The 23710-nt window shown below is 54.4% G+C and carries 19 protein-coding genes and 1 pseudogene; 15 read left to right on the forward strand and 5 right to left on the reverse strand.

Features of this window, described 5'->3' with window-relative positions; translation table 11 throughout:
• The 4 genes and pseudogenes from BLU05_RS26355 to BLU05_RS24935 form a co-directional block, all read right to left on the reverse strand.
• Positions 1-233, reverse strand: a pseudogene (locus tag BLU05_RS26355) (hybrid sensor histidine kinase/response regulator); the annotation flags it as partial.
• Between the two features lie 510 nt (positions 234-743).
• Entirely contained in the window at positions 744-1052 is a 309-nt protein-coding gene (locus BLU05_RS24925; protein WP_175540750.1) for a hypothetical protein, read from the reverse strand.
• Between the two features lie 469 nt (positions 1053-1521).
• The gene (locus BLU05_RS24930; RefSeq protein WP_348271777.1) at positions 1522-1698 is read right to left on the reverse strand and encodes a DUF4167 domain-containing protein; all 177 of its coding nucleotides are present in this window, start codon (positions 1696-1698) and stop codon (positions 1522-1524) included.
• Positions 1699-2206: 508 nt separating this feature from the next.
• Positions 2207-3235, reverse strand: a complete 1029-nt coding sequence (locus tag BLU05_RS24935; protein ID WP_091886457.1) for a LacI family DNA-binding transcriptional regulator — start codon at positions 3233-3235, stop codon at positions 2207-2209.
• A gap of 164 nt (positions 3236-3399) precedes the next feature.
• Here BLU05_RS24935 and BLU05_RS24940 point away from each other — a divergent pair, with 164 nt between their 5' ends.
• The 8 genes from BLU05_RS24940 (at position 3400) to BLU05_RS24975 (ending at position 13012) form a co-directional block, all read left to right on the forward strand.
• Entirely contained in the window at positions 3400-4422 is a 1023-nt protein-coding gene (locus tag BLU05_RS24940) for a Gfo/Idh/MocA family protein (RefSeq protein WP_091886460.1), read from the forward strand.
• An 11-nt stretch (positions 4423-4433) separates the two neighbouring features.
• Entirely contained in the window at positions 4434-5330 is an 897-nt protein-coding gene (locus tag BLU05_RS24945; protein ID WP_091886463.1) for a sugar phosphate isomerase/epimerase family protein, read from the forward strand.
• A 121-nt stretch (positions 5331-5451) separates the two neighbouring features.
• A complete protein-coding gene (locus BLU05_RS24950) occupies positions 5452-6663 on the forward strand; it encodes an ABC transporter substrate-binding protein (protein WP_091886465.1) in 1212 nt (403 codons plus the stop codon).
• Positions 6664-6729: 66 nt separating this feature from the next.
• Positions 6730-7632 carry a carbohydrate ABC transporter permease gene (locus tag BLU05_RS24955; protein ID WP_091886468.1) on the forward strand — a complete coding sequence of 301 codons (903 nt, stop codon included), beginning with the start codon at positions 6730-6732 and terminating at the stop codon, positions 7630-7632.
• A gap of 11 nt (positions 7633-7643) precedes the next feature.
• Entirely contained in the window at positions 7644-8456 is an 813-nt protein-coding gene (locus BLU05_RS24960; protein ID WP_244518548.1) for a carbohydrate ABC transporter permease, read from the forward strand.
• A gap of 8 nt (positions 8457-8464) precedes the next feature.
• On the forward strand, positions 8465-9538 hold the full coding sequence (ugpC, locus tag BLU05_RS24965; protein ID WP_091886471.1) for an ABC transporter ATP-binding protein: 1074 nt from the start codon (positions 8465-8467) through the stop codon (positions 9536-9538).
• Between the two features lie 115 nt (positions 9539-9653).
• The gene (locus tag BLU05_RS24970; protein ID WP_091886565.1) at positions 9654-10448 is read left to right on the forward strand and encodes a DeoR/GlpR family DNA-binding transcription regulator; all 795 of its coding nucleotides are present in this window, start codon (positions 9654-9656) and stop codon (positions 10446-10448) included.
• An 86-nt stretch (positions 10449-10534) separates the two neighbouring features.
• Positions 10535-13012: a GcvT family protein gene (locus tag BLU05_RS24975; protein ID WP_091886474.1), complete on the forward strand. Its 2478-nt coding sequence runs from the start codon at positions 10535-10537 to the stop codon at positions 13010-13012.
• On the opposite strand, the gene BLU05_RS24980 is transcribed toward BLU05_RS24975, so the two are convergent.
• Complete coding sequence (locus BLU05_RS24980; protein WP_091886477.1) at positions 13009-13881, reverse strand: LysR substrate-binding domain-containing protein; 873 nt, start codon at positions 13879-13881, stop codon at positions 13009-13011. The two genes, BLU05_RS24975 and BLU05_RS24980, sit on opposite strands and share 4 nt — an antisense overlap.
• 166 nt (positions 13882-14047) lie before the next feature.
• Between BLU05_RS24980 and BLU05_RS24985 the strand changes: the two genes are divergently transcribed.
• The 7 genes from BLU05_RS24985 to BLU05_RS25015 all read left to right on the forward strand — a co-directional run bounded on the left by BLU05_RS24985 (position 14048) and on the right by BLU05_RS25015 (position 23638).
• Positions 14048-15247: a 2-aminoethylphosphonate--pyruvate transaminase gene (locus BLU05_RS24985; protein ID WP_091886480.1), complete on the forward strand. Its 1200-nt coding sequence runs from the start codon at positions 14048-14050 to the stop codon at positions 15245-15247.
• 27 nt (positions 15248-15274) lie between these two features.
• A complete protein-coding gene (phnA, locus tag BLU05_RS24990) occupies positions 15275-16531 on the forward strand; it encodes a phosphonoacetate hydrolase (protein ID WP_091886482.1) in 1257 nt (418 codons plus the stop codon).
• An 18-nt stretch (positions 16532-16549) separates the two neighbouring features.
• On the forward strand, positions 16550-18007 hold the full coding sequence (phnY, locus tag BLU05_RS24995) for a phosphonoacetaldehyde dehydrogenase (protein ID WP_091886485.1): 1458 nt from the start codon (positions 16550-16552) through the stop codon (positions 18005-18007).
• Between the two features lie 272 nt (positions 18008-18279).
• Complete coding sequence (locus BLU05_RS25000) at positions 18280-19302, forward strand: putative 2-aminoethylphosphonate ABC transporter substrate-binding protein (protein ID WP_091886570.1); 1023 nt, start codon at positions 18280-18282, stop codon at positions 19300-19302.
• 123 nt (positions 19303-19425) lie between these two features.
• On the forward strand, positions 19426-20541 hold the full coding sequence (locus BLU05_RS25005; protein WP_091886488.1) for a putative 2-aminoethylphosphonate ABC transporter ATP-binding protein: 1116 nt from the start codon (positions 19426-19428) through the stop codon (positions 20539-20541).
• Complete coding sequence (locus tag BLU05_RS25010; RefSeq protein ID WP_091886491.1) at positions 20525-22540, forward strand: putative 2-aminoethylphosphonate ABC transporter permease subunit; 2016 nt, start codon at positions 20525-20527, stop codon at positions 22538-22540. Before BLU05_RS25005 ends, BLU05_RS25010 begins: the two co-directional genes overlap by 17 nt.
• A 111-nt stretch (positions 22541-22651) precedes the next feature.
• Positions 22652-23638 (forward strand): bifunctional helix-turn-helix transcriptional regulator/GNAT family N-acetyltransferase, encoded by a 987-nt coding sequence (locus tag BLU05_RS25015; protein ID WP_091886494.1) that lies wholly within the window; start codon positions 22652-22654, stop codon positions 23636-23638.
• Positions 23639-23710: the final 72 nt, after the last annotated feature.

The following is a 23710-nucleotide window of genomic DNA, read 5'->3' on the forward strand; positions in this document are numbered from 1 at the left end:
ATGGCGGTCATCACAAGGGTGACGACAACATAGGGTTCACTGCGCCAGAAACTGTTGAAATAGGTGGTGGCTGCCAAGGCAACCAGCGCAACCGCAGTGGCCGCTATCAGATAGCCCGGCCCATACCGCAACCCGTTGCCGACAGTAACCCATAACAATATGGCATATACTGGTAGGGCAGTCTCGCCGCCTGCGGACATTGCAAATGTCATCGCCAGATAGTCATGCGACATTGAAAAAATGCGGCGCAGTAAGTACGTCCCCGGCCAGGCAACGATACACAAGAACAGGACTGCCGATGAAATCACATAATACACCCAATAGGACACGTATATCGCCCTGAATTGGGAGGAAAACTCCTGAGATAGTCCCACATACACAAGATAACTGACAAAAAATGGGATGATGATAAGCCGAACGACAGCTTGTGCGCGTTCGGTGTCCTGCTCTTTCCGCTTATAACGCTGAAACAACCCGCTGAATCTGGCGGGTATGTTTACCAAAGTGGCGTTCCTTTCCATAAGAACCGGTGACCCTTTATATCGATCTTGATTATCGAAAAGTGGTTTTCTGAGAATTGCGTATAGATTTAAAATAAAAAAAGGTGTGATGACAATGTGCGGGATTTTACTTTTTAACCCCGCACAGATTGTGCTGTGCCCAAATCGTCCAGCAAGTACAACCCCCGTCATCCAGATTGACTGAACGATGGTGGTTGCACTCGGTTTTCAAAGTATTCGTTCTCAGTAATAGCACCCCCAGGGGCCGCAACGCCGATAGTATCCCGGATAATTGTTTCGCTCGACAGCGGCTCCCAGCGCGACACCGCCCAGAACGCCCACCGCAGCGCCGAGAGCGGCTGCGTTGCCCGCCTCGTTGGACTGCCGCCGGTTCTGGTCATAGCTCGCTGTAACGCAGCGACGATGCGCCTTTGAACCGGGCTTTAACCCTGCTGCGTCGCATGTGTTTTTTGCTTCGACGGCTGATTCCTGGGCAGTCTGACACCCAGCCAGCATCAAAGCGATGCAGCTGATAAATACTATATTTCTCATAAGTTCCCCCGATTGCGATATGCAATTAATACTTTTATTTCCCTAGATTACGGAGTAACTCAGCGTCAATGAAGTTCGTGTAGTGAATATTAGCTATTGCTAAACTCAAAAATATTCTTGTTTTGCGGTAAATTTCCAAGAATTAGTCAAATTGAAGAGCCGACGCGTGGCTGTTGAGGGCTGAGCTGCAGCGGTTACCTGTCATGTGGCAGACGGCAATGAACCTCGCCGCGCATCGATCAATCAGAAATCGACAATAAAAAACACCGGTCTGGGAGCAGACCGGTGTTTGAATAACTTAAATCAATAGGTCATTGAAAAAGGAGCACTACATGAAGATCAAATCTTCAAGTGCCACTTTATCAAGCTTTCACGGTTTGAAAATCCGTAGTTCCACCTAGTTGATGAGTTTATTATATGATTGCTATACAGAGCGATCTGTCAGCGGTTGTTTGGCCTATGAGCGCTTCTAGTTGCTGTCCGCATGGATTGAACGGAAATAGTGTTCGGCATGCTGATAGTAGTTTTCTGCCTCGACCTGATTGCCAACAAGCGCTGCTGCGCGTGCTTGAACGAGGTAGCGCTCGTAACTGAGCTGTGCCTTTTGGTCATTTGCAGACTGCGAAGTAGCAGAGTTCCTAGGCATTTGTACTGATCGAGCGCGCGATGGGTTTGATTTTGTTTGGTTCATATTCATTGTTGTGTTGGAGCCATAAGCGGCTCTCTCCTGTTCGATCTATAAATCCGGAATCCGGTCAATCGATTTGATCAGCTACAATCCGGCGCAGTTCCTCGCGCGTGAGCCCTGAAGTGGTAACTTCCCGGCGTTTGGCGATTTTGCCTTCGGATTGATCGTTGCTAATCAAGTGCATTGGTACAGGCCGCAAGATTGTGGCCTTCGTTTGAATCATTTCTTGCATATTGGTCCATGGCTGCCGCGATAAAGTCGCGCAGCGTTTCTGTTAAAATAGGTCTTTTGGAAACTGTCATAACGAGCCGCAGATTCAGCCACAGCAAATGTTGTCATTCTCATGGGGAAAAACGCGAGCTCATCAGGGAGCTCCAAAGACAGCCGAGATATTTTCATCGGCTTGATACATATATGATCATGCTGTGCGGCTATTTCAAGGCCAGTATGAAATGAGGAGCCTATTCTACAATTTGCCCTGATCGCTTTCGCCGGCGACCAGCTCCATAGGCCAGATAAGTTCCACTTTCTCATGCGGGTAGTGATCCTCAAAGGCTGGCATGGTTGAAAGCAAGGATTCGGCCAATTTGATACCGAGATCGCGCAGGGAAATTCTGAAACAGGTCAGCGTGGGCGAAAGAAACCGGCTCTGTGTGCTTTCCCGGAAACCTATCACGGCAATGTCACGGCCTGGACGGATATCTGACTCGTAGAAGCGCCTGTACAAGCCGAGGGCCATATTTTCATTGACCAGTACAATGGCTGTTGGTGTTGGCTTTTGGGCAAGGACAGCGCTGGCAATCTGATAGCCGCCTTCTTCATTCGCATAGGACCGGAATACATAATCCGGATTGAAGGCAATCCCTTTATTGGCGAGCGCACGTTTATATCCGTCGAGAAAAACGTAGCCGAGGTTAATGTCGCTCGCCGGTACTGCGATGGCGATACGGCTATGGCCCAATCCGACAAGCCGGTTGACCGCAGTTGCCGCAACACCCTCAAAATCAAGATCAATCCACGGATAGTCGCCAGCCGTCTCGCTACGGCCAAGAGCAATGAAGGGAATTTTGCGTTCCAGCAGAAAATCAATGCGTGGATCGTGTCGTGTCGTTGCCGAAATAATCAGCCCATCGACAAAACGGCGTGCAACCACGCGATTGAGATATTCGGCGGGCTCTTCGTCGGTGCCGCATAGAAGGGCAACAAGATCGAGGTGATGGCGCCGGAACACGGATTGCACGCCTTCGAAGACTGGCATGAAAAAGCCACCGCCGGTGTCAACCGTCTCAATGGTCGACTCGATCATGAAGCCGATCGTATTGGTGGTGCCCTGCCGAAGACTGCGACCTGATTGGTTGGGCACATAGCCGAGACGTTTGGCCGCTTCGAGTACGCGTTCGCGCGTTTCCTGATTGACGTCAGTCTTCCCGTTAAGGGCACGGGAAACCGTTCCGATCGAGATATCAAGATGGCGGGCAAGGTCCCGAATGCTCACGCGTTTTCTCCCTGTGCGACTCGGCACTTACTCCCATTCGTTCTTAAAACATTGAAAGGGGGATTGACAAAAATAATTTGCCGATATGAAATCGTAAACGTTTACGGAAGCCATTTGCAACCGATTTAAGCGGTTTCTGGTGAATTTCGTTGGGAGGAGAGGAAATGCAGCGTGCCGTTTTAGTCGGCTGCGGAGCCATGAGCAAAGCATGGTTTGAGGCAGCCCGTACCATTGGCGAAATTGACATCGTTGGCGTTGTCGATCTGGCAAAGGAACGTGCAGAGGCGCGCATTGCGGAATTTGGTCTGGTTTCGGCACTCGCATCCGATAATCTTGCCGACATTCTCTCAAAGACAAGTCCTGATATCCTGTTCGATATCGTCGTTCCGGCGGCCCGCCATGCGACTGTTGCCGCGGGGCTTGCAGCCGGTTGCCATGTGCTTTCGGAAAAGCCGATGGCAGAAACAATGGATGAGGCGAGGGATCTTGTCGGGCGTGCCAAAGCCGCAGGGCGTATCCATGCGGTGGTGCAGAACAGACGCTATCTCGCCCAGATCCGGCGTATTCGTCAGCTTGTCGCGTCTGGTGCCATTGGCGATGTAACCAGTCTGCATTGTGACTTCTTTCTCGGTCCGCATTTTGGCGGATTTCGTGAAGATATGCGCCATGTGCTGTTTCTGGATATGGCTATTCATACGTTCGATGCTGCGCGCTTTCTCGCCGGGGAAGCTGCCAATGCCGTTTATGCCCGGGAATGGGAGCCCGGCAATTCCTGGTACAGCCAAGGCTCGTCGGCGGCGGCGATCTTTGAGTTTTCCAACGGTGCGATTTTCACCTATCGCGGCAGCTGGTGTGCTGACGGCATGCGTACAAGCTGGGAAAGTGCATGGCGCATTGTCGGCAGCAAAGGAACGATTGTCTGGGACGGACATGATGACATACGGGCCGAAGCCGTCACCTCCGGCAAAGATGGCCTGTTCTCCGGGGTGACCGCCGTCGAGATACCTCCCCTTGATGCGTCCCACCGCATTGGCGGTCACCTCGGAGTGATGCAGGATTTTATTGCTGCTACCCGCGGCGGCTCCGCACCGGAGACTGCTGGAAACGAGAATATAAAGAGCCTCGCCATGGTGTTTGGTGCAATCCAAAGCGCCGAAACTGGCCGGCGCATTGAAATTACGATCTGAGGGAATTCGAGATGAGCAACCCGGCAAAATCGATCCGCATCGGCACCATGATCCGAGCCAATGCTCCGGATCCGGCCACCTATGTCAAAAATCTCCAGCCGCATGGCTTTGAGAGTATCGAGCCGTTCTTCTGGCAGGTAATGAACAAGGATTTGCCAACGCTGGCGTCCCAGTTGAAAGATGCGATCGGCGACGCCGACATCACGATCTCGACCCTCGGCATGTTTGGCAATCCGTTGGAAGATACCGAAATCGATCGCGAGACATTGAAGGGCTGGGAAGCATTGATCGACAATGCGCATCTCTTTGGCGCGACGACCATTGCCGGTTTCACTGGCCGTATTCGCGGCAAGCGGATTGAAGACAGTTTGCCCCAGTTCAAAAAGGTCTGGAGTGAGCTTTCCCGGCGAGCGGCCGATAAGGGCGTCAAGCTGGCCTTTGAGAACTGTGCCATGGATGGCAACTGGGCGACCGGTGACTGGAATATTGCCCACACACCCGATGCCTGGGAAATGATGTTCAACGAGGTTCCGGCTGACAATCTCGGGCTTGAATGGGAACCCTGCCACCAGATGGTTTATCTCATTGATCCGCTGCCGCAGATCCGTAAATGGGCGCCGAAGATTTTCCACGTCCATGGCAAGGACGCGACGATCCGCTGGGAAGTCATCCGTGAGCATGGCGTCTTCGGCAAGGAGAAGTTCGTCTTCATGCGCTCGCCGGGATTTGGCGATACCAATTGGACAGATATCATATCAGAACTGCGTCTCGCTGGCTGGTCTGGATCCATCGATATCGAAGGTTGGCACGACCCCGTTTATCGCGATGATCTTGAGATGACCGGGCAGGTGCATTCCCTGAATTATCTGAAGCAAAGCCGTGGCGGCGATTTCGTCGCCAATCCCTGATTTCCCCTGATGGGCCCGCCTCCGGACGGGAGTTCCGGCGATGATGGAGATTCAACCGACCACGCAATATGCGCCGCCAAGAAGCGCACTGCGGGTGTCGAGCAACACGAGGAGGAAACCTATGAAACGCATTTCGCATTGGATTGCCGCCGCTACGCTGATGCTGTCTGGTGCTGCGGCTCATGCCGAGCCGGTAACGCTTGATATCTGGACCATCGACCGGCCTGATCAGTATATTTATCTTCTGAAGGATGAATTCGAACAGGCGCACCCTGATATCAAGCTGAATGTCAAAACCGTTCAGTTTCGCGATATGGTCAATGACCTTGCACGCGCCACAGCGACAGGTGAATCGCCTGATGTCACTTATATCGACAATCCTGAGGTGGCACTCTTTGCCTCGCGCGGTTTGCTCCTTGATCTTTCACCAATGCTGGCGGAATCAAAGGTCATCAAGAAGGACGATATTTTCCCCGGTCCGCTTTCATCAGTGACATGGGATGGCAAGATTTACGGCGTTCCGCGCGGCGCCAATACGCTGGCACTCTACTACAATGCGGATATGTTCAAGGCAAAGGGCCTTGATCCTGACAATCCACCCAAGACGTGGGATGAGCTTTACGCTGCCGCCAAAAAGCTGAATGATCCGGCGAAGAATGTTTATGGTATGGCCTTTTCCGCTGTAGCAACGGAGGAGGGGACGTTCCAGTTCCTGCCATGGTTGCAGATGGCGGGAGGCGACTACAACAAGGTTGACACGGAAGGCGGTGTGAAAGTTCTCGAATTCTGGAGCAGGTTGCTCGACGAAAAGCTTGCTTCGCCCGATACGCTCATCCGTAGTCAGTATGACTCAACCGGTACGTTCAATGCTGGCAATGCCGGCATGGCTATCTCGGGACCTTGGGAATTACCGCGTATGACCAAGGAAGCGAAGTTCGATTTCCGCGCCGCACTTCTGCCCATCCCGCAAGAAGGTGCGACACGCGCTTCTGCTCTTGGTGAGGGTGATAACGTTATTCTTGCCACGAGCAAGCACCCGAAAGAAGCCTTCATCCTGCTCGAATTCCTCTATGGCAAAATGCCTGATGTCTGGAACCGTTTTGGGTTTCTTCCAGCATCCAAGATTCAGTCCAACAATCCCAAAATACCGGCTATCTATGCTGTCTTTGAAGAGAGCATGAAGTATGCACGCAATCGCGGCCCGCATCCGGAATGGCCGAAAATCTCCAAAGCTATCTACACCGCCATCCAGTCGGCGCTGACGCATAAGAGCGATCCAAAGACGGCTCTGGCAACGGCGCAGAAGCAGATCGACGTGGTTCTGAAAAAGTAGATCGCACATTGCCCTCGCTTTCTGTTGGCGAGGGCAGCCAACAACCACATGGCGCGGGAGGGCACTATGCAGGGCATTATCAGGACCATCAGGGATGGAAGCGGCTTTGATATTCTGCTGCTCGGACTGGCCCTGCTTTATCTCATTGCGTTTTCCGCATTTCCAATCGTCTACAACATCATCATGTCGTTGCAGACGGTAGACATGTTCACGGTGACATCATTCAACCGCCCCTTTGTCGGCTTGCAGAATTACTATGATGTGCTGTCACAACCGATTGCGATGGCTGTGTTTTGGAACACGGTTAAATTCGTGGTTCTGTCGATTGTCTTTCAATTGTCGATCGGCTTTGGGCTGGCGCTGTTCTTCCAGCAGGACTTTCCGGGTGCTACCTATCTGCGCGGCCTGTTTCTGGCAGGCTGGATCATGCCTGCACTTGTGGTGGGCGCGATCTGGAAGTGGCTGTTTGCCGGGGATTTCGGGGTCATCAATTACGTATTGATGTCGCTTGGTGTTGCCGACGAGCGTGTCTTCTGGTTGTCAGATCCGAATGTTGCGCTCTATGCGGTGATCATTGCCAATGTGTGGCTCGGCATCCCCTTCAACATGATCCTGCTTTCCGTGGGGCTCGCAAGTATTCCGCGTGATGTTTATGAGGCGGCGGAACTTGACGGCGCGGGACCCTTCGAACGTTTCTGGTCAATCACGCTGCCTCTCATGCGCGCGCAACTCGGCGCCGTCATTTCGCTCGGGGTGATCTTCACCCTGCAGCAATTTGATCTCATCGCCGCGCTGACCCAAGGCGGGCCGGCCGATAGTTCGAATGTCGCGCAATATTGGTCATGGCAATTGTCCTTCCAGACCTACGAAATATCGCTGGGGAGTGCGGTCTCGGTCATGATGATCCTCTTCGTGATCATTGTTGCCGCCGTCTATGTCCGTTCCACCCGTCATGAACACAGCTACTGAGGAGAGAGCCGGTGAAACGTTACATTCTCCTCGCGATTGGCCTTGTGTTTACGGCGGTCTATCTCTTTCCACTGTACTGGATGTATCTCACGGCCTTCAAAGGAAGCTCCGAGATTTTTCAGTATCCGCCAACATTCTGGCCAACCGATCCGCAATGGAGTTTTGTCGATGTGTGGCAGAGCCGTGGCATGGGGCGGTATATCTGGAATTCGCTGCTGATTGCGGTGGGCGTTACCATTCTCGTCACGTTCATGGGAACGGGATGCGCCTATGTTTTGTCCCGCGTGCGCAATATCTGGATGGATATGGCTCTTTTTGCCATCCTCATGATGCAGGTATTGCCTTCATCACTGATGGTGACGCCAATCTTTGTGATGTTCAATCAAGTCGGTCTTCTGGCAAGCCCGCGTGTCGCGGTCATTCTGGCGCAAACCGCCAAGATGCTGCCGCTCTATATTGTGCTTTGCCGGGCCACCTTTGTGCAGGTCCCGCGCGAGTTGGAAGATGCAGCGCTTGTCGATGGCTCGTCGCGCATCGGAGCGTTCTTCAACATCATGCTGCCTCTGGCGCGCAATGGTATCCTTGTCACATCGGTGCTGATCTTCCTGCAATCCTTTGGCGAGTATGTCTATGCCCGGTCGTTGATTGCCAAGAATGAGCTGCAGGTAGCGACGGTCGGCTTGCAGACATTCATGGGGCCAGATGCCAGCGACTGGAACGGGATCATGACCTATGCGGCGATCTACGTAACGCCCATCCTTTTCGTATTCATGCTGCTGCAACGGCGCATCGTCAGCGGACTTACCGCTGGCGCGCTGAAATGAGGTGAACCATGCTTCAGATCGAAATCGACCACCTGAACAAGCATTATGGCGGATTTCACGCGCTGAAAGATATCAACATTGCTATCGAGCAGGGCGCGTTTGTCGCGCTGGTGGGTCCCTCGGGCTGCGGCAAATCCACTTTGCTGCGCACCCTTGCCGGGCTTGAGAAGACAAGTTCGGGAGATTTGCGCATTGCCGGAGAAAGCGTGGTCAACAAACCGCCGCGCGAGCGGGATGTGGCGATGGTCTTCCAGTCCTATGCGCTCTATCCACACATGGATGTCGAGCATAATATGAACTATTCGATGCGCCTGAAGCGTCGTCCCAAACAGGAGATCGCGGACAGAACACGTGTCGCGGCGGAAACACTTGGTCTCGGTGCGCTGCTCGGCAGGTTGCCAAAAGCCCTGTCCGGCGGTCAGCGCCAGCGTGTTGCCATGGGCCGTGCGATCGTCCGCAATCCAAAAGTATTCCTCTTTGATGAGCCTCTGTCCAACCTTGACGCAGCGCTCCGGGTTCATATGCGCAGCGAGATCCGCAAGCTGCATGAACGTTTGAAAGCGACATCGGTCTACGTGACGCATGATCAGGTCGAAGCCATGACAATGGCCGACCATATTGTGGTTATGCGTGCCGGAGTGATCGAACAGCAGGGCAGTCCGCTCGAACTCTATGACCGCCCTACAAACAAGTTCGTCGCCGGCTTCATCGGTTCACCCGCGATGAATTTCGTACCAGTCACCGTCAGTCCTGAGGGTGACAGACTTGTACTTGAGAAGGATCAGAGCCAATCGTTGCCGCTTGGCCGGAAGCTGGTTCCCGGTGCGCGGTTGCTGGCCGGTTTGCGTCCCGAGCATCTTGCGTTTTTGGGCGAACCGGGAGATCTCGCGATCAAGGTTGTCGTGGAAGCCGTCGAGTCCACTGGTAGCATGACATTTGTCACTGCATCGGTTGCATCGCAGCAGGTTGTTGCCGCCCATAGTGGTCGGCCCAGTGTTGGAAGAAACAACGAGATCATCTTCTATATCTCGCCAAACAATGTTCATCTGTTCGACGCTGAAACGGAACTTGCCATTCGGTGATAATTGGGGTGCGCAAGATAGCTGATTACCGTAAGCGGGCATCTTGCTACCATTTTAGTCGATGTACTTGATGCAACATCTTGCAACATTGGCCGCGCTCAGACACATTGAACCCATGTCTGAATCAACCACCCCAGCGGCGCGGGCTCTTGCTCCTCGTCGGCATGATGAAATCCTCAAGCGCGTCGCAGCTGATGGTTCTGTAAGCATTGCAGAACTGGCGAGATTTTTTGATGTCTCGCGCGAAACCATCCGCCGTGATCTAAAAGTGCTTGCCGATAAAGGGCTGTTCGAGCTTATCCACGGCGGCGCTGCACGATCCGACGCGGTGGAGCCGGGATTAAGTGAGCGTTCGCGCGAAAATGCGCAGGGCAAGGCCATTATCGGGAAACTCGCGGCTGATATGGTTGAGGAGGGAATGGTTGTTTTCCTCGACTCGGGAACCACGACCCTGGCTGTAGCGCACGCGCTGGCTGCAACCCGCAAAACCCTGACAATCTGTACATCCAGTCTGGCTATCGCACTTTTCACATGCCATCTGCCCAATGTCCGCACCCATGTATTCGGCGGTGAGATCAATCCCGAGGAAGAAGCCGCCTCCGGTATGGATGTGCTTCAGGCCGCAGAAGATTTCCGGATTGATGTGGCGTTTCTGGGCGCAGGTGCTGTTACATCTGAAGGCGATATAACCGATTTCACCAAAGGCGGCACTTTGTTGCGGTCCCGCATGATTTCCATGGCGCGAACGGCGTATTTTGTCATCGATAGTTCCAAATTTGGCCGCTCAACGCCACTCAAAATACCAAATTCACACGATGCGACGGGAATAATCACGGACCGGAACCCCAATGATATTCTGACCGCTGTGCTCTCGGCCAAGGGTATGGAGGTCTTCATACCGACCTATTGAATGTTGCATAATGTGATATTTATTGTTGATTTGTTGCAACTTGCCGATTATGGTGGCGGCCATCTCTTACAGATGGGTGGATCGTCATGGCAAAAGCTTTTCCAACACAGGCGCGTGTCGTCATTATTGGCGGGGGCATAATTGGCTGCTCGGTCGCCTATCATCTGACCAAGCTCGGCTGGACTGATGTCGTCCTTCTGGAACAAGGTCAGCTTAGCGGTGGTACGACATGGCATGCGGCGGGTCTCGTGGGCCAGCTTCGCAGCCATGCCAACATGACCGGGCTGATCAAATACTCGACCAAGCTTTACAGCGAACTTGAAGCTGAAACCGGGCTGGCGACAGGCTGGAAAAATTGCGGCTCTCTCGCTGTTGCCCGCACGCAAGATCGCATGACAGTTCTCAAGCGGACAGCGGCGTCAGCGCGTGCGCAGGGCGTTGATGTTGATGTGATCTCGCCTGAAGAGGCCGCGAATATCTGGCCGGTAATGGCATCCGACGATCTCGTCGGCGCAGTCTGGCTTCCGGGAGATGGCAAAGCCAATCCAACTGATCTGACACAGTCGCTGGCCAAGGGTGCCCGCAATCGCGGTGCCCGCGTCATCGAGCGCGTCAAGGTGACGGGTATTACCGTCAAAAACGGCGCGGCCTGCGGTGTTGAAACCGACCAAGGGAATATAACTGCGGAGATTGTCGTCAATTGTGCGGGGCAGTGGGCGCGGCAAGTCGGATTGATGTGCGGCGTGTCCGTTCCGCTGCATTCGGCGGAGCATATGTATATCGTGACTGGAAAGATCGAGGGTGTTCATCCTGATCTTCCCGTCTTACGTGATCCTGATGGCTATATTTATTTCAAGGAAGAAGTCGGTGGTCTGGTCATGGGCGGTTTTGAGCCGGAGGCCAAGCCGTGGGGTATGAAGGGCATCCCGGAGAATTTCGAATTTGCACTGCTGCCTGACGATTGGGATCAGTTCGAGATATTGATGCAGAATGCGCTTATCCGTGTTCCACAGCTCGAACATGCGGAAGTGCGCAAGTTTTATAATGGACCCGAAAGCTTCACACCCGATAACAATTTCATTCTGGGCGAGGCACCCGAGCTGAAGAATTTCTTTGTTGGAGCGGGATTCAATTCCATGGGTATCGCCAGTGCGGGCGGTGCGGGCAGGGCGCTTGCCGAATGGATCGTCAACGGCGAACCAACCATGGATCTTTGGCCCGTGGATATCAGACGCTTTGCTTCCTTCAACAATAATCCGCGCTGGCTGCATGATCGTGTGAAGGAAACGCTTGGCCTGCACTATGCCATGCCGTGGCCCAACCGCGAGTTGGACACAGCACGTCCATTCCGCCGTTCACCGCTTTATGACCGGCTCGCTGCCAAGGGTGCATGCTTTGGCTCGAAAATGGGGTGGGAGCGTGCCAACTGGTTCGCAATATCTGGCGAAAAGCCGGAAACGCAATACGCCTTTGGTCGGCAGAACTGGCACGACGCGGTGAAGCGCGAAATGAAAGCGACGCGTGAAACCGCAGCGCTTTTCGACCAGACATCGTTTGCAAAATTGCTCATTCAGGGGCAGGACGCCTGCACACTGCTTAACCGTCTCTGCGCTACGGATGTGGATGTGGGCATTGGCCGCTCCGTCTACACAGGTATGCTCAATGAGCGTGGTGGATATGAAACCGATCTGACCGTCATGCGGCTTGCTGCCGACAGGTTCCTGATTGTGACAGGTTCCGCGCAGGCGGTGCATGATGCCGACTGGATCCGCAAGAATACGCCCGCTGATTGGCACGCTTCGCTGACCGATGTGACATCAGCCTATTCCGTTCTCGCGCTGATGGGTCCCAATTCGCGGGATATTCTGAGCAAGGTTACCTCGGCGGATTTGTCGAATGAGGGCTTTCCTTTTGCAACGATCCGCGAGATCGATATTGGCTATGCCACAGCCTACGCCAACCGCATGACCTATGTGGGGGAACTCGGCTGGGAACTGATTGTCCCGACAGAATTTGCCGTCGGTGTCTATGAGACCCTGCATGAAGCGGGGCGCGATCTCGGTCTTATCGATGCTGGATATTATGCGCTGGAGGCGCTGCGTCTTGAAAAAGGGTTCCGCGCCTGGAGCCGCGAGCTTACCCCCGATATCAATCCTTTTGAAGCGGGTCTGGCATTTGCGGTTTCGTTCGATAAATCGAGTGCGTTCATTGGCAAGGAAGCGCTCGTTAAAGCGAAGCAAACAGGTGTGCCGCATCGCAAGATTGTGCAGTTCACCGTTGATGATGGCGAGCCGATGCTGTGGGGCGGTGAACTGATCCTGCGCAATGGCAAGCCGGTGGGCGAGGTGCGCTCGGCTGCCTATGGGCACACCCTTGGCCGTTCGGTTGCGCTGGCGCTGATCGAGAATGCGGAAGGCGTGAGCAAGGAATTCATCGATAGCGGAGATTTTGCTATCGATCTGGCTGGCGCGCTTTATCCGGCAACCGCCCATTTGCGCAGTCCGTATGATCCAAAGTCGGACCGCGTGAAGGCCGATGCAATCAAGGTGCAGGCGGCAGCTTAACCTGCCGGTGCCATTGATTTTGCGATGTCCAGAAACACGCGCACGAGTTTGCCTGCGCTTCGCTCGCGCAGGCAGATCAGCGCTTCGTCCATAAGCACTTCAGGACCGGCAATCGGAATTTGCACAAGTCGTGTGTCCTGACCGAATTCTGCGGATGAGACGAAACCGACACCGGCGCCCGAGGCGACGATTTCACGGACAGCCTCGCGGCCTTCCGCTTCAATTGACGACTTGAGTTCAAAGCCCTGACTTGCGGCATGGTCCTGTAGTTTTTGCCGTGTCTTCGAACCGCGTTCGCGCATGACCAGTGGAAGGCGTGTCAATTCTTCCAATGTCAAAGATTGGGCTGTTGCCAATGGGTGCTCATTGGAAACGAAGGCAACAATCGGCGTGGAATTGAGCTTCAATATCTCGAAATCACGTCCGGTTGGAATTTCGCCGAGAACGCCGATATCAGCCTCATAGCTGTAGAGACTGCTGATAACGGTTTCCGTATTGCCTGCACGCACCGACACCTGAATGCCGGGATATTTTTCGCGGAACGTGCCCAGAATATGCAGGAGATGGTGCGCCGCATCGGCGACAATGCGCAGGGTGCCCGCGCGTAAAGCGCGTGATTCCGAAAGCAGTTCCAGAGCCTGTTGTTCGGTATCGAACATACGGTGGGTTATTTCAAGCAGCCGCTGCCCGGCTTCCGTCAACGTGACCTGCTTCTTGTGGCGGTTGAACAGCAGAATATCATATTCTTCTTCCAGCTTGCGGACCTGATCCGAGATGGCGGGCTGGGTCAGGAAAAGCATCTCCGCGGCCCGCGAAAAGCCGCCGCAAACCGCCACATGATGAAATGCGCGAAGCTGAACGTAGCGCATGAATATCTCCTTTGACGGCCTGCCTTGTCATATCAGGGTTGCCGAACTCCTTTAGAATGTATCGTCTCAGCTTATAGATCAATACAAAATAACGATTTTACATATATATCGCACGCGTGTGAAATGGCGGGCAAGAGCAGACCATGCCAGTCAGGAGGAAATGACAATGTTGGCCGGAAATCAGATTGTGACAGCGCCATTCGATGAACCAGCGCTTGGTGAACCCTATCTCCTGACACCCGGTCCTCTCACTACATCCTATGCAGTCAAGGAAGCGATGCTGCGCGACTGGGGTTCATGGGATGGTGATTTCCGCGCCATGACTGCCGAGCTTCGCCGCCATCTTCTCTCCCTGACAGGCGATACAAAGGATGAATTCGATTGCGTGCCGATGCAGGGCAGCGGCACCTTTGCCGTTGAGGCGATGCTGGGCAGCCTTCTGCCGCGTGACAGCAAGACACTGGTTCTTGTGAACGGCGCCTATGGTCAGCGTATCGTGCAGACGCTTGACTATCTTGGCCGAGCCCATTCGGTCATCGACAAGGGCGATTATATGCCGCCACGTGGGTTGGAAGTTGCCGCTGCGCTGGATGCTGATCCGGCGATTACCCATGTTATTATTGTCCACTGCGAGACAAGTTCAGGCATTCTCAATCCGGTGCACGAAATCTCGGAAGCAGTTTATGCCAAGGGTCGCAAGCTGCTGATCGACTCCATGAGTGCCTTCGGAGCCATATCGCTGGATGTGAACGAAATCCGCTATGAGGCCATGGTGTCATCGGCCAATAAATGCATTGAAGGCGTGCCGGGTTTTGGTTTCATCATTGCGCGCAAGAGTGAGCTGGAAGCCGCCAAGGGCCGCAGCCATTCGCTCAGCCTCGATGTACATGCCCAGTGGGCGCATCTCAACAAAACAGGGCAATGGCGCTATACGCCGCCAACCCATGTGGTTGCGGCATTCCTTGTCGCGCTGCGCCAGCACGAAATCGAAGGTGGTGTGGCCGGACGGGGCGGGCGCTATGCCCATAACCGCGATGTCATGGTCGCCGGAATGCGTGAGCTTGGGTTTGAAACGTTGCTCAAGGATCACTGGCTTTCGCCCATCATCGTCACCTTCTTCAACCCTGCTCATCCGAACTTTGCATTCGACCGCTTCTATGGGCTGATGAAGGACAAGGGTTTCATCATCTATCCCGGCAAATTGACCGTCGTTGACAGTTTCCGTGTCGGCTGCATCGGCCGCATGGACGAGCATGTCATGCGCCGTGTGGTCAAGGCGGCCGGAGAATCCCTGCGCGAGATGGGTGTCGATACCGCTGCACCTCCCGCTGCTGCCATCGCTGAACGCGCCAAACTTGCGGCTTGAGCCGCTCCGTAAACAAGGAATACCCCGATGAACCAGATGTCTCCTGTCAATGTCAGCGTCAATGGCCGCAATTATGCCTGGCCGCGCGTGACGGCCATTGCAATCTGCCTTGACGGCTGCGAACCAGCCTATCTCGATGAGGCGATCAAGGCTGGTCTGATGCCCGCTCTGGTGAAGATCAAGGAAAAGGGCACGGTGCGCATGGCGCATAGTGTTATTCCAAGCTTCACCAATCCCAACAATATGTCGATTGCGACAGGACGCCCGCCGTCAGTTCACGGCATTTGCGGCAACTATCTCTATGAACGCGAGACAGGCAAGGAAGTGATGATGAACGATCCGCGCTTCCTGCGCGCACCGACCATCTTCAAGGCCTATTACGATGCTGGCGCCCGCATCGCTGTGGTGACAGCCAAGGACAAGCTGCGCGCTTTGCTTGGCCACGGTCTGTCATTCGATGAAGATCGCGCGATCTGCTTCTCCTCGGAGAAATCAGATACGTCAACCAAAGCGGAGCACGGCATCGACAATGCGTCCGCTTGGCTGGGCAGACCGGTGCCGGAAGTCTATTCGGCTGAACTGTCGGAGTTCGTGTTTGCTGCCGGTGTCAAGCTGCTTGAGACGTTCAGACCGGATGTGATGTACCTCACCACGACCGATTATGTGCAGCACAAATATGCGCCGGGTGTTCCTGAGGCCAATGCATTCTATGAAATGTTCGACAAATATCTGGCACAGCTTGATGCGCTGGGCGCAGCTATTGTTGTCACCGCCGATCATGGCATGAAGCCCAAGCACAAGGCCGATGGGTCGCCCGATGTGATCTATGTTCAGGACCTGCTTGATGAGTGGCTGGGCAAGGATGCGGCCCGTGTCATCCTGCCGATCACCGACCCCTATGTGGTGCATCACGGTGCGCTTGGGTCGTTTGCAACCGCTTATCTTCCAGAGGGTGCGGATCAGGCTGATATCATGGCGCGGCTGGCAAAAATTGAAGGGATCGACGTGGTTCTGGATAATGCCGCCGCCTGCGAGCGCTTCGAACTGCCGAATGATCGTATTGGCGACATCGTTTTCCTCTCCACGGAAAACAAGACACTTGGCACCAGTGAACACCGGCATGATCTGGCCGCGCTCAATGAGCCATTGCGCTCGCATGGCGGGCTGACGGAACAGGTGGTTCCATTCATCGTCAACAGAAAATTGCCTGATCTGCCCAACGCGCCGGAACTGCGCAATTTCGATGCCTTCCATTATGCGGCGATGGCCGCGGCGCTGGTTTAGGCGGCGGAGAACAGGGTCATGGTCAAGGCAGAAGCGGAATTCAAAGTGCGGCACGAGCCGATGCGTATCGCAGGACGGAAAGTCGATGCGGATGACGTCATCGACGTTCATTACCCCTATACCAACGCGGTGGTGGGGACAGTGCCAGCCGGTCGCACGGAACACGCGCGGCAGGCTTTTGAGATTGCAGCGAATTACAAGCCGAAACTGACGCGCTACGAGCGTCAGCAGATATTGTTCCGCACTGCCGAAGCGCTTGCCAGCCGCCGGGAAGAGATCGCCGATCTGATCACGCTGGAGCTTGGCATTTCCAAAGCCGATTCCCTTTATGAAGTCGGCCGCGCCTATGACGTGTTCACCCTGTCAGCGCAGATGTGCATTCAGGATGACGGCCAGATTTTCTCCTGCGATCTGACCCCGCATGGCAAAGCGCGCAAGATTTTCACCATGCGCGAACCGCTAAGGGCGATCTCGGCAATCACGCCGTTCAACCATCCGCTCAACATGGTGTCGCACAAGATTGCGCCTGCCATTGCCACCAACAATTGCGTCGTCTGCAAGCCGACGGAATTGACACCGATGACGGCGCTGGTGCTGGCTGACATTCTCTATGAGGCGGGCCTTCCGCCCGAGATGTTGTCGGTTGTCACCGGTTGGCCAGCGGATATCGGCATGGAAATGATCACCAATCCGAACATCGAGCTCATCACCTTCACCGGTGGTGTGCCTGTCGGCAAGATGATTGCCAATACGGCCGGTTACAAGCGCGCCGTGCTTGAACTTGGCGGCAATGATCCCCTGATCATTCTCAATGATTTGAGTGATGACGATCTGGCCAAGGCGGCTGATCTGGCGGTTGCCGGGGCCACCAAGAATTCCGGCCAACGCTGCACGGCGGTCAAACGCATTCTCTGTCAGGAAAAAGTCGCCGACCGTTTCGTGCCGCTGGTGCTGGAGCGGGCCAAAAAGCTGCGGTTTGGCGATCCGATGGATCGCTCAACTGATCTTGGAACGGTGGTACACGAGAAGGCCGCCACCCTGTTCGAAGCCCGCGTGCATATGGCGGCAGAACAGGGGGCTGATATTCTTTATAATCCCGGTCGTCAGGGCGCGTTGTTGCCGCCCATTGTTATCGATCATGTGCCGCACGCATCGGAACTGGTTATGGAAGAAACGTTCGGGCCGATCATTCCGATCATCCGCGCGCCTGATGATGACGACGCTTTGATTGCGCTTTCCAACTCTACTGCCTTTGGCCTTTCATCCGGTGTGTGCACCAATGATTTTCGCCGCATGCAGAAATATATTGCCGGTCTTCAGGTTGGCACGGTCAACATATGGGAAGTGCCGGGTTACCGGATCGAAATGTCGCCCTTCGGCGGGATCAAGGATTCCGGCAATGGTTACAAAGAGGGTGTATCCGAAGCCATGAAGAGCTACACGAATGTGAAAACCTATTCACTTCCCTGGTCCTGAACAAACGCATCACGCTGCTTGAAAAAGGGAGCTTCAAGGCTCCCTTTTCTCATATTCAATGGGCATTTCCAGCGTGAATCATCTTCGTCACATCATCGACTTTTCCAATGATAATATAAGATAAATAGATTTTACTTATCGATCGCCGTTCCCCACTATCGCAGTATGGACCGGGCGTGTGACCCCAAGCTGAGGCATTCTCAATTGGCGGCGGCGAACCTTTCCCAAGCAAAAAGCGCATAAGCCGACCTCAAAAGATGGGAACCAAAATCATGAACACGCACAAAGCCGCGGCGCTGGCCGCCTTTGCCTTTACGCTATTTTCATCGGCTGCCTATGCCGAGACACAGCTTACCGTCTATACCGCCTTTGAGGCGGTGGACCTGCAGCGCTATGCGGATACGTTCAACGCTGATCACCCGGATATCAAGATCAACTGGGTGCGCGATTCCACCGGTGTCATGACCGCAAAACTGCTTGCGGAGAAGAACAATCCGCAGGCCGATGTGGTCTGGGGCGTTGCCGCATCGTCACTGCTTCTGCTGAAGGGTGAGGGGATGCTGGAGCCCTATGCACCTGCTGGTGTCGAGAAGCTCGATCCGAAATTTGTCGATAGTTCCACACCGCCAAGCTGGGTTGGTATGGACGCCTATGTCGCGGCGCTTTGCTACAACACCGTCGAGGCCAAGAAGCTCGGACTGACGCCGCCGAAAAGCTGGAAAGACCTAACGAAGCCCGAATATAAGGGCCATATCGTTATGCCGAACCCGGCCTCTTCAGGCACCGGTTTCCTTGATGTGTCCGCATGGATGCAGATGTTCGGTGAAAAAGACGCCTGGTCCTTTATGGATGGACTGCATCAGAACATTTCCAGCTATACCCATTCCGGTTCCAAACCCTGTAAGATGGCTGGCGCTGGCGAGACGGTGATCGGGGTTTCCTTCGAATTCCCCGGCGCCAAAGCCAAGTCTGCCGGTGCTCCCATCGATATTATTTTCCCTGAAGAGGGGTCGGGTTGGGAAGCGGAAGCTGCGGCGATCATGGCCGGAACGTCCAAGATCGATGCGGCAAAAGTGTTGCTGGACTGGTCGATCAGCAAAAAGGCCAATGAGATGTACAATGTCGGCTATGCCGTCGTGGCAATGCCGGGTGTTGCAAAGCAGGTGGAAAATCTGCCAGCCGACGTTGCCTCCAAGATGATCAAGAATGATTTCGAGTGGGCGGCATCCCATCGCAACGCCATCCTCAAGGAATGGAATACGCGGTACGATTCCAAATCGGAACCAAAGAGCTAAGGGCGACTGGCAATTGAACCGGGCACCGCCTCGGCGGTGCCTTTCACCACTCCCTTGCGAGGTGCCCCGATGAGACACGAAATTCCTGCTCGTTCTGCGGCAATGCCCACTGAGGTGCACGCAATGCCATCAGCCAGTGACCCAGCCTATCTGCAGATCACGAATTTGTGGAAAGCATTTGGCGCGTTCCACGCATTGAAAGATGTCTCTCTCGATATCAATCAGGGCGAGTTCATCTGTTTCCTCGGACCATCCGGCTGCGGGAAAACCACCCTTCTGCGGGCCATTGCCGGGCTTGATCTGCAAAGCAGCGGCACGCTTCGTCAGGGTGGCAGGGATATTTCCACCTTGCCACCTTCAAAGCGTGATTATGGTATCGTCTTTCAGTCCTATGCACTGTTCCCCAATCTGACGATTGCCAGAAATATTGCTTTCGGGCTTGAGAACATCAGGCGACCACGGGCCGAAATTGATGCGCGTGTAAAAGAGCTGCTGGCACTCGTCGGGCTCTCCGATCAGGCCGACAAATATCCATCGCAACTTTCCGGTGGCCAGCAACAGCGTATCGCGCTTGCCCGGGCGATTGCGATCTCCCCCGGGCTGTTGCTGCTTGATGAACCGCTGTCAGCGCTTGACGCAAAAGTACGGGTGCATCTGCGGCATGAAATCAAGGAATTGCAGCGCAAGCTTGGTGTCACAACGATTATGGTCACGCACGATCAGGAAGAAGCGCTGTCCATGGCGGATCGTATCGTCGTTATGAACCATGGTGTCATCGAGCAGGTCGGCACGCCCACGGAAATTTACCGGCATCCCCGGACCCTTTTCGTTGCCGACTTCATCGGGGAAACCAACAAGCTGCAAGCCCGCGTGACAGGTGAAAGCAGTGTGGCATTTGGTACGGGCGAACTGCGCTGCGCGGCGCATAGTTTTGGCTCTGGCGAAGCCGTTATTGCCGCGATCCGGCCCGAAGATGTGATCCCGCATGAAATAGGTTCCAAGTCCGTCGATACGCGCAACTTGCTCGATGTTGTGATCGGCGAGATGGAGTTTCTCGGATCTTTCTGGCGCACCCGCCTGCGCGGCGAAAAACTTGGCAATGAAGTGCTGATTGCCGATTTCTCGATCAATGCCACCCGCCGCCTTGGCCTGACAGAAGGTGGTGCGTTGACTGTGGAACTACCGGCTGACCGCCTTCTGGTGTTTCCGCAGGGAGGCTATCATGGCAGCGGTCACTGAGACGATGATGCCATCAGGCCGCATTCCGCGACAACGGCTCGACCGCGACGATATTATCAAGCGCGGTCTCATGGTCGTTATCTCGCTTTATCTGATCGTGTCATTGGCTGCACCACTCTATGTGATGCTGTCAAAGTCCTTTTCGACATATAGCTTTGATTTGAGTACCTACGAATTTCAGGTCAGCGGTCCCTCCGGGCAATTTGGCGAAACGGTCAGCGCCGCCGTGCTTAACGACCGGCTGTTGGTGGTTCCCAAAGACAAGCTTGCAACCAATGCCGATGGCAGGCTGGCGGCGACAAGTTTCTTTCCCGAGTTCAGTTTTCGCAGTCTGGTCAAATACCGGATACGCGGAACAACCGATGGCACGGTCTATTTGATCGGATCGGACATGCATCGTGGCACCGCATGGCAGGAAGTGGATTCCAATACGTTCCGGCGCGTCATGCTGCGATCCACAGCGTCTACGGGGCTTGATAATTATGTCAGCTATTTCTCGACGCCGTCACTGTTCCGCTCGATCGAGAATTCGCTGTTCATCGCCGTTATCAGCACTGTTCTGACCGTCTCGATTGCCTTCGGTTTTGCCTATGCGATCAGCCGGAGTTGCATGCGATTCAAAGGCACATTCCGTATGATCGCGATGGCCCCCATTCTCGTGCCATCGCTCTTGCCCGGCATTGCGCTGATCTACCTTTTCGGCAATCAGGGAATGATCCGGGATGTGCTTTTAGGAGCGTCGATTTATGGACCTCTGGGGATTATCATCGGTTCGGTGTTTTTCACCTTTCCCCATGCGTTGATTATCATTTCCACTGCACTCGCCATTTCCGATCAGCGTCATTACGAAGCCGCTGCATCCTTGCGCGCCAGCCGTTGGCGCACTTTCTGGGTTGTCACTGTACCCGGCGCCCGCTACGGGCTGATTTCGGCGGCATTTGTTGTCTTTACGCTTGTGATCACCGACTTTGGCCTACCGAAAGTAATCGGTGGTCAATACAATGTGCTTGCCGTCGATATTTATAAACAGGTCATCGGTCAGCAGAATTTTGAAATGGGGGCGGTTGTCTCGGTGATCCTGCTTGTGCCGGCGCTCGCAGCCTTTGTGGTTGACCGGCTGGTGCAAAAGAAACAGGTGGCATTGCTTTCCGCCCGCTCCGTGCCCTACGAGCCCAAACCGAACCGGCGGTTCGATACGATGTGCCTTGCATGGTGTAGCCTCGTGGCAGCTTTTATTATCGGTATCATGCTGGTCTGCCAAATGGCGGCGCTGGTGAAATTCTGGCCCTATGATCTCAGTCTCAGCCTGAAGAATTTCGCCTTCAATCATATGGATGGCGGCGGATGGGGTTCATACAAAAACTCGATCCAGCTGGCAGCTTTGACGGCCATATTCGGCACGATCATCGTTTTCACCGGCGCTTATATGGTGGAAAAGACGGAAGGGTTCCAGAAGGGCAGGGCTCTGTTTCATTTTTTGGCGATGTTGCCGATGGCTGTGCCGGGTCTGGTTCTCGGTCTTGCCTATATCTTCTTCTTCAATAATCCGGCCAATCCGCTCCATTCGATCTACGGCACCATGGCCATTCTGGTCGTTTGTACCATCACGCACTTCTACACCGTCGGTCATCTCACGGCTTTGACGGCGCTCAAGCAGATCGATCAGGAGTTTGAATCTGTTGCCGCTTCCCTGAAGCAGCCCTTCTACAAACTATTCGCGCGTGTCACCGTGCCGGTTTGTCTTCCAGCTATTCTCGACATCTCGATCTACCTCTTCGTCAACGCGATGACGACGGTTTCTGCCGTGGTTTTCATCTATTCGGCTGATACGGCGCTCGCCTCCGTTGCGGTGCTGAATATGGATGACGCCGGGGACATCGCGCCAGCGGCGGCTATGGGCATGATGATCTTCTACACCAATCTTCTGGCGCGCCTTGTTCACGCAGGTCTGTCGCGGACAGTGCTTGCCCGAACGCAGGCGTGGCGCAGGCGCGGCTGACTGTTTTCAATTCACTGCATCGGTTGTTGAGAAAATTCTTGTCCACCTGTTGTCAAAACGTCAATGCAGGTCCATATTGTTGTATGATACAACTATATGGACCTGTCTTGAATGACCAAGCTTGATGACACCGTGACACCGATCCGTGATGCATCGCGCAGGCTCGTGCGCGAACTGGGTTTCATGAAGCCCACTCTTGCTGGAACCGAGTTTTCTGCTTCCGCTGTCCATACGTTGATTGAAATTGGCGGCAGGGGTTCGTTGACATCAGGTGAACTGAGTGACGTTCTCAATCTGGAAAAGTCCAGTGTGAGCCGGCTCGTGCGCAAACTTGTGGATGCAGGCGAGCTGATGGAAAGCGTAAGTGATGCTGACAGCCGCATAAAACCTTTGTCGCTCACCGCGAAAGGGCGGCAGACTTTGGCGGCGATCGACACTTTCGCGCAAGAGCAAGTCAATGCTGCGCTGAGCAATCTGTCCCCGGATAGCCATGCGACAGTTCGGGATGGGCTTGCATTCTATGCCAATGCATTGGAATCCAGTCGAACGGGTGTCAAGTCATTGGTGGCTCATCCGATCACCATTGAGACCGGCTATCGTCCGGGCGTGATTGGCCGCGCCACCGAAATGCACGGGCGATATTACGCACGCACGGTCGGCTTCGGGCAATTCTTCGAAAGCAAGGTTGCGTCAGGATTGGCAGAATTCTCCGGACGCCTTGATAGATCGTCTAATCAATTATGGACCGCAATTGAGGCAGGCAATATCGTCGGTACTGTTGCAATCGACGGCGAAGACCTTGGAGACGATTGTGCGCATTTGCGATGGTTCATCGTGGAAGATGGACGACGCGGCAGCGGTGTAGGACGCAGATTGCTTGGTGAAGCAGTTTCCTTTTGTGACCGGGAAGGATTTTCCGAAATCCAGCTCTGGACGTTCAAGGGATTGGATGCAGCACGGCGGCTTTATGAGGCATTTGGTTTCGAACTTAAAGAGGAATATGTAGGTCTGCAATGGGGCGGCGAAGTCACCGAACAGCGGTTCGTTCGCCGAGCGAAGGCAGTTCAATCCACCGGGCAGACGGCTGGTGCCAGATGAAAGAGCCCGCTGCACTGCCGGATCGTTTTGCGAGCGCAGCGGACGCGACGAGTGAGGGGGCTGAGTGCGATA

This window comes from Phyllobacterium sp. OV277, assembly GCF_900104355.1.
In the GTDB taxonomy this organism is placed as follows: Bacteria; Pseudomonadota; Alphaproteobacteria; order Rhizobiales; family Rhizobiaceae; genus Phyllobacterium.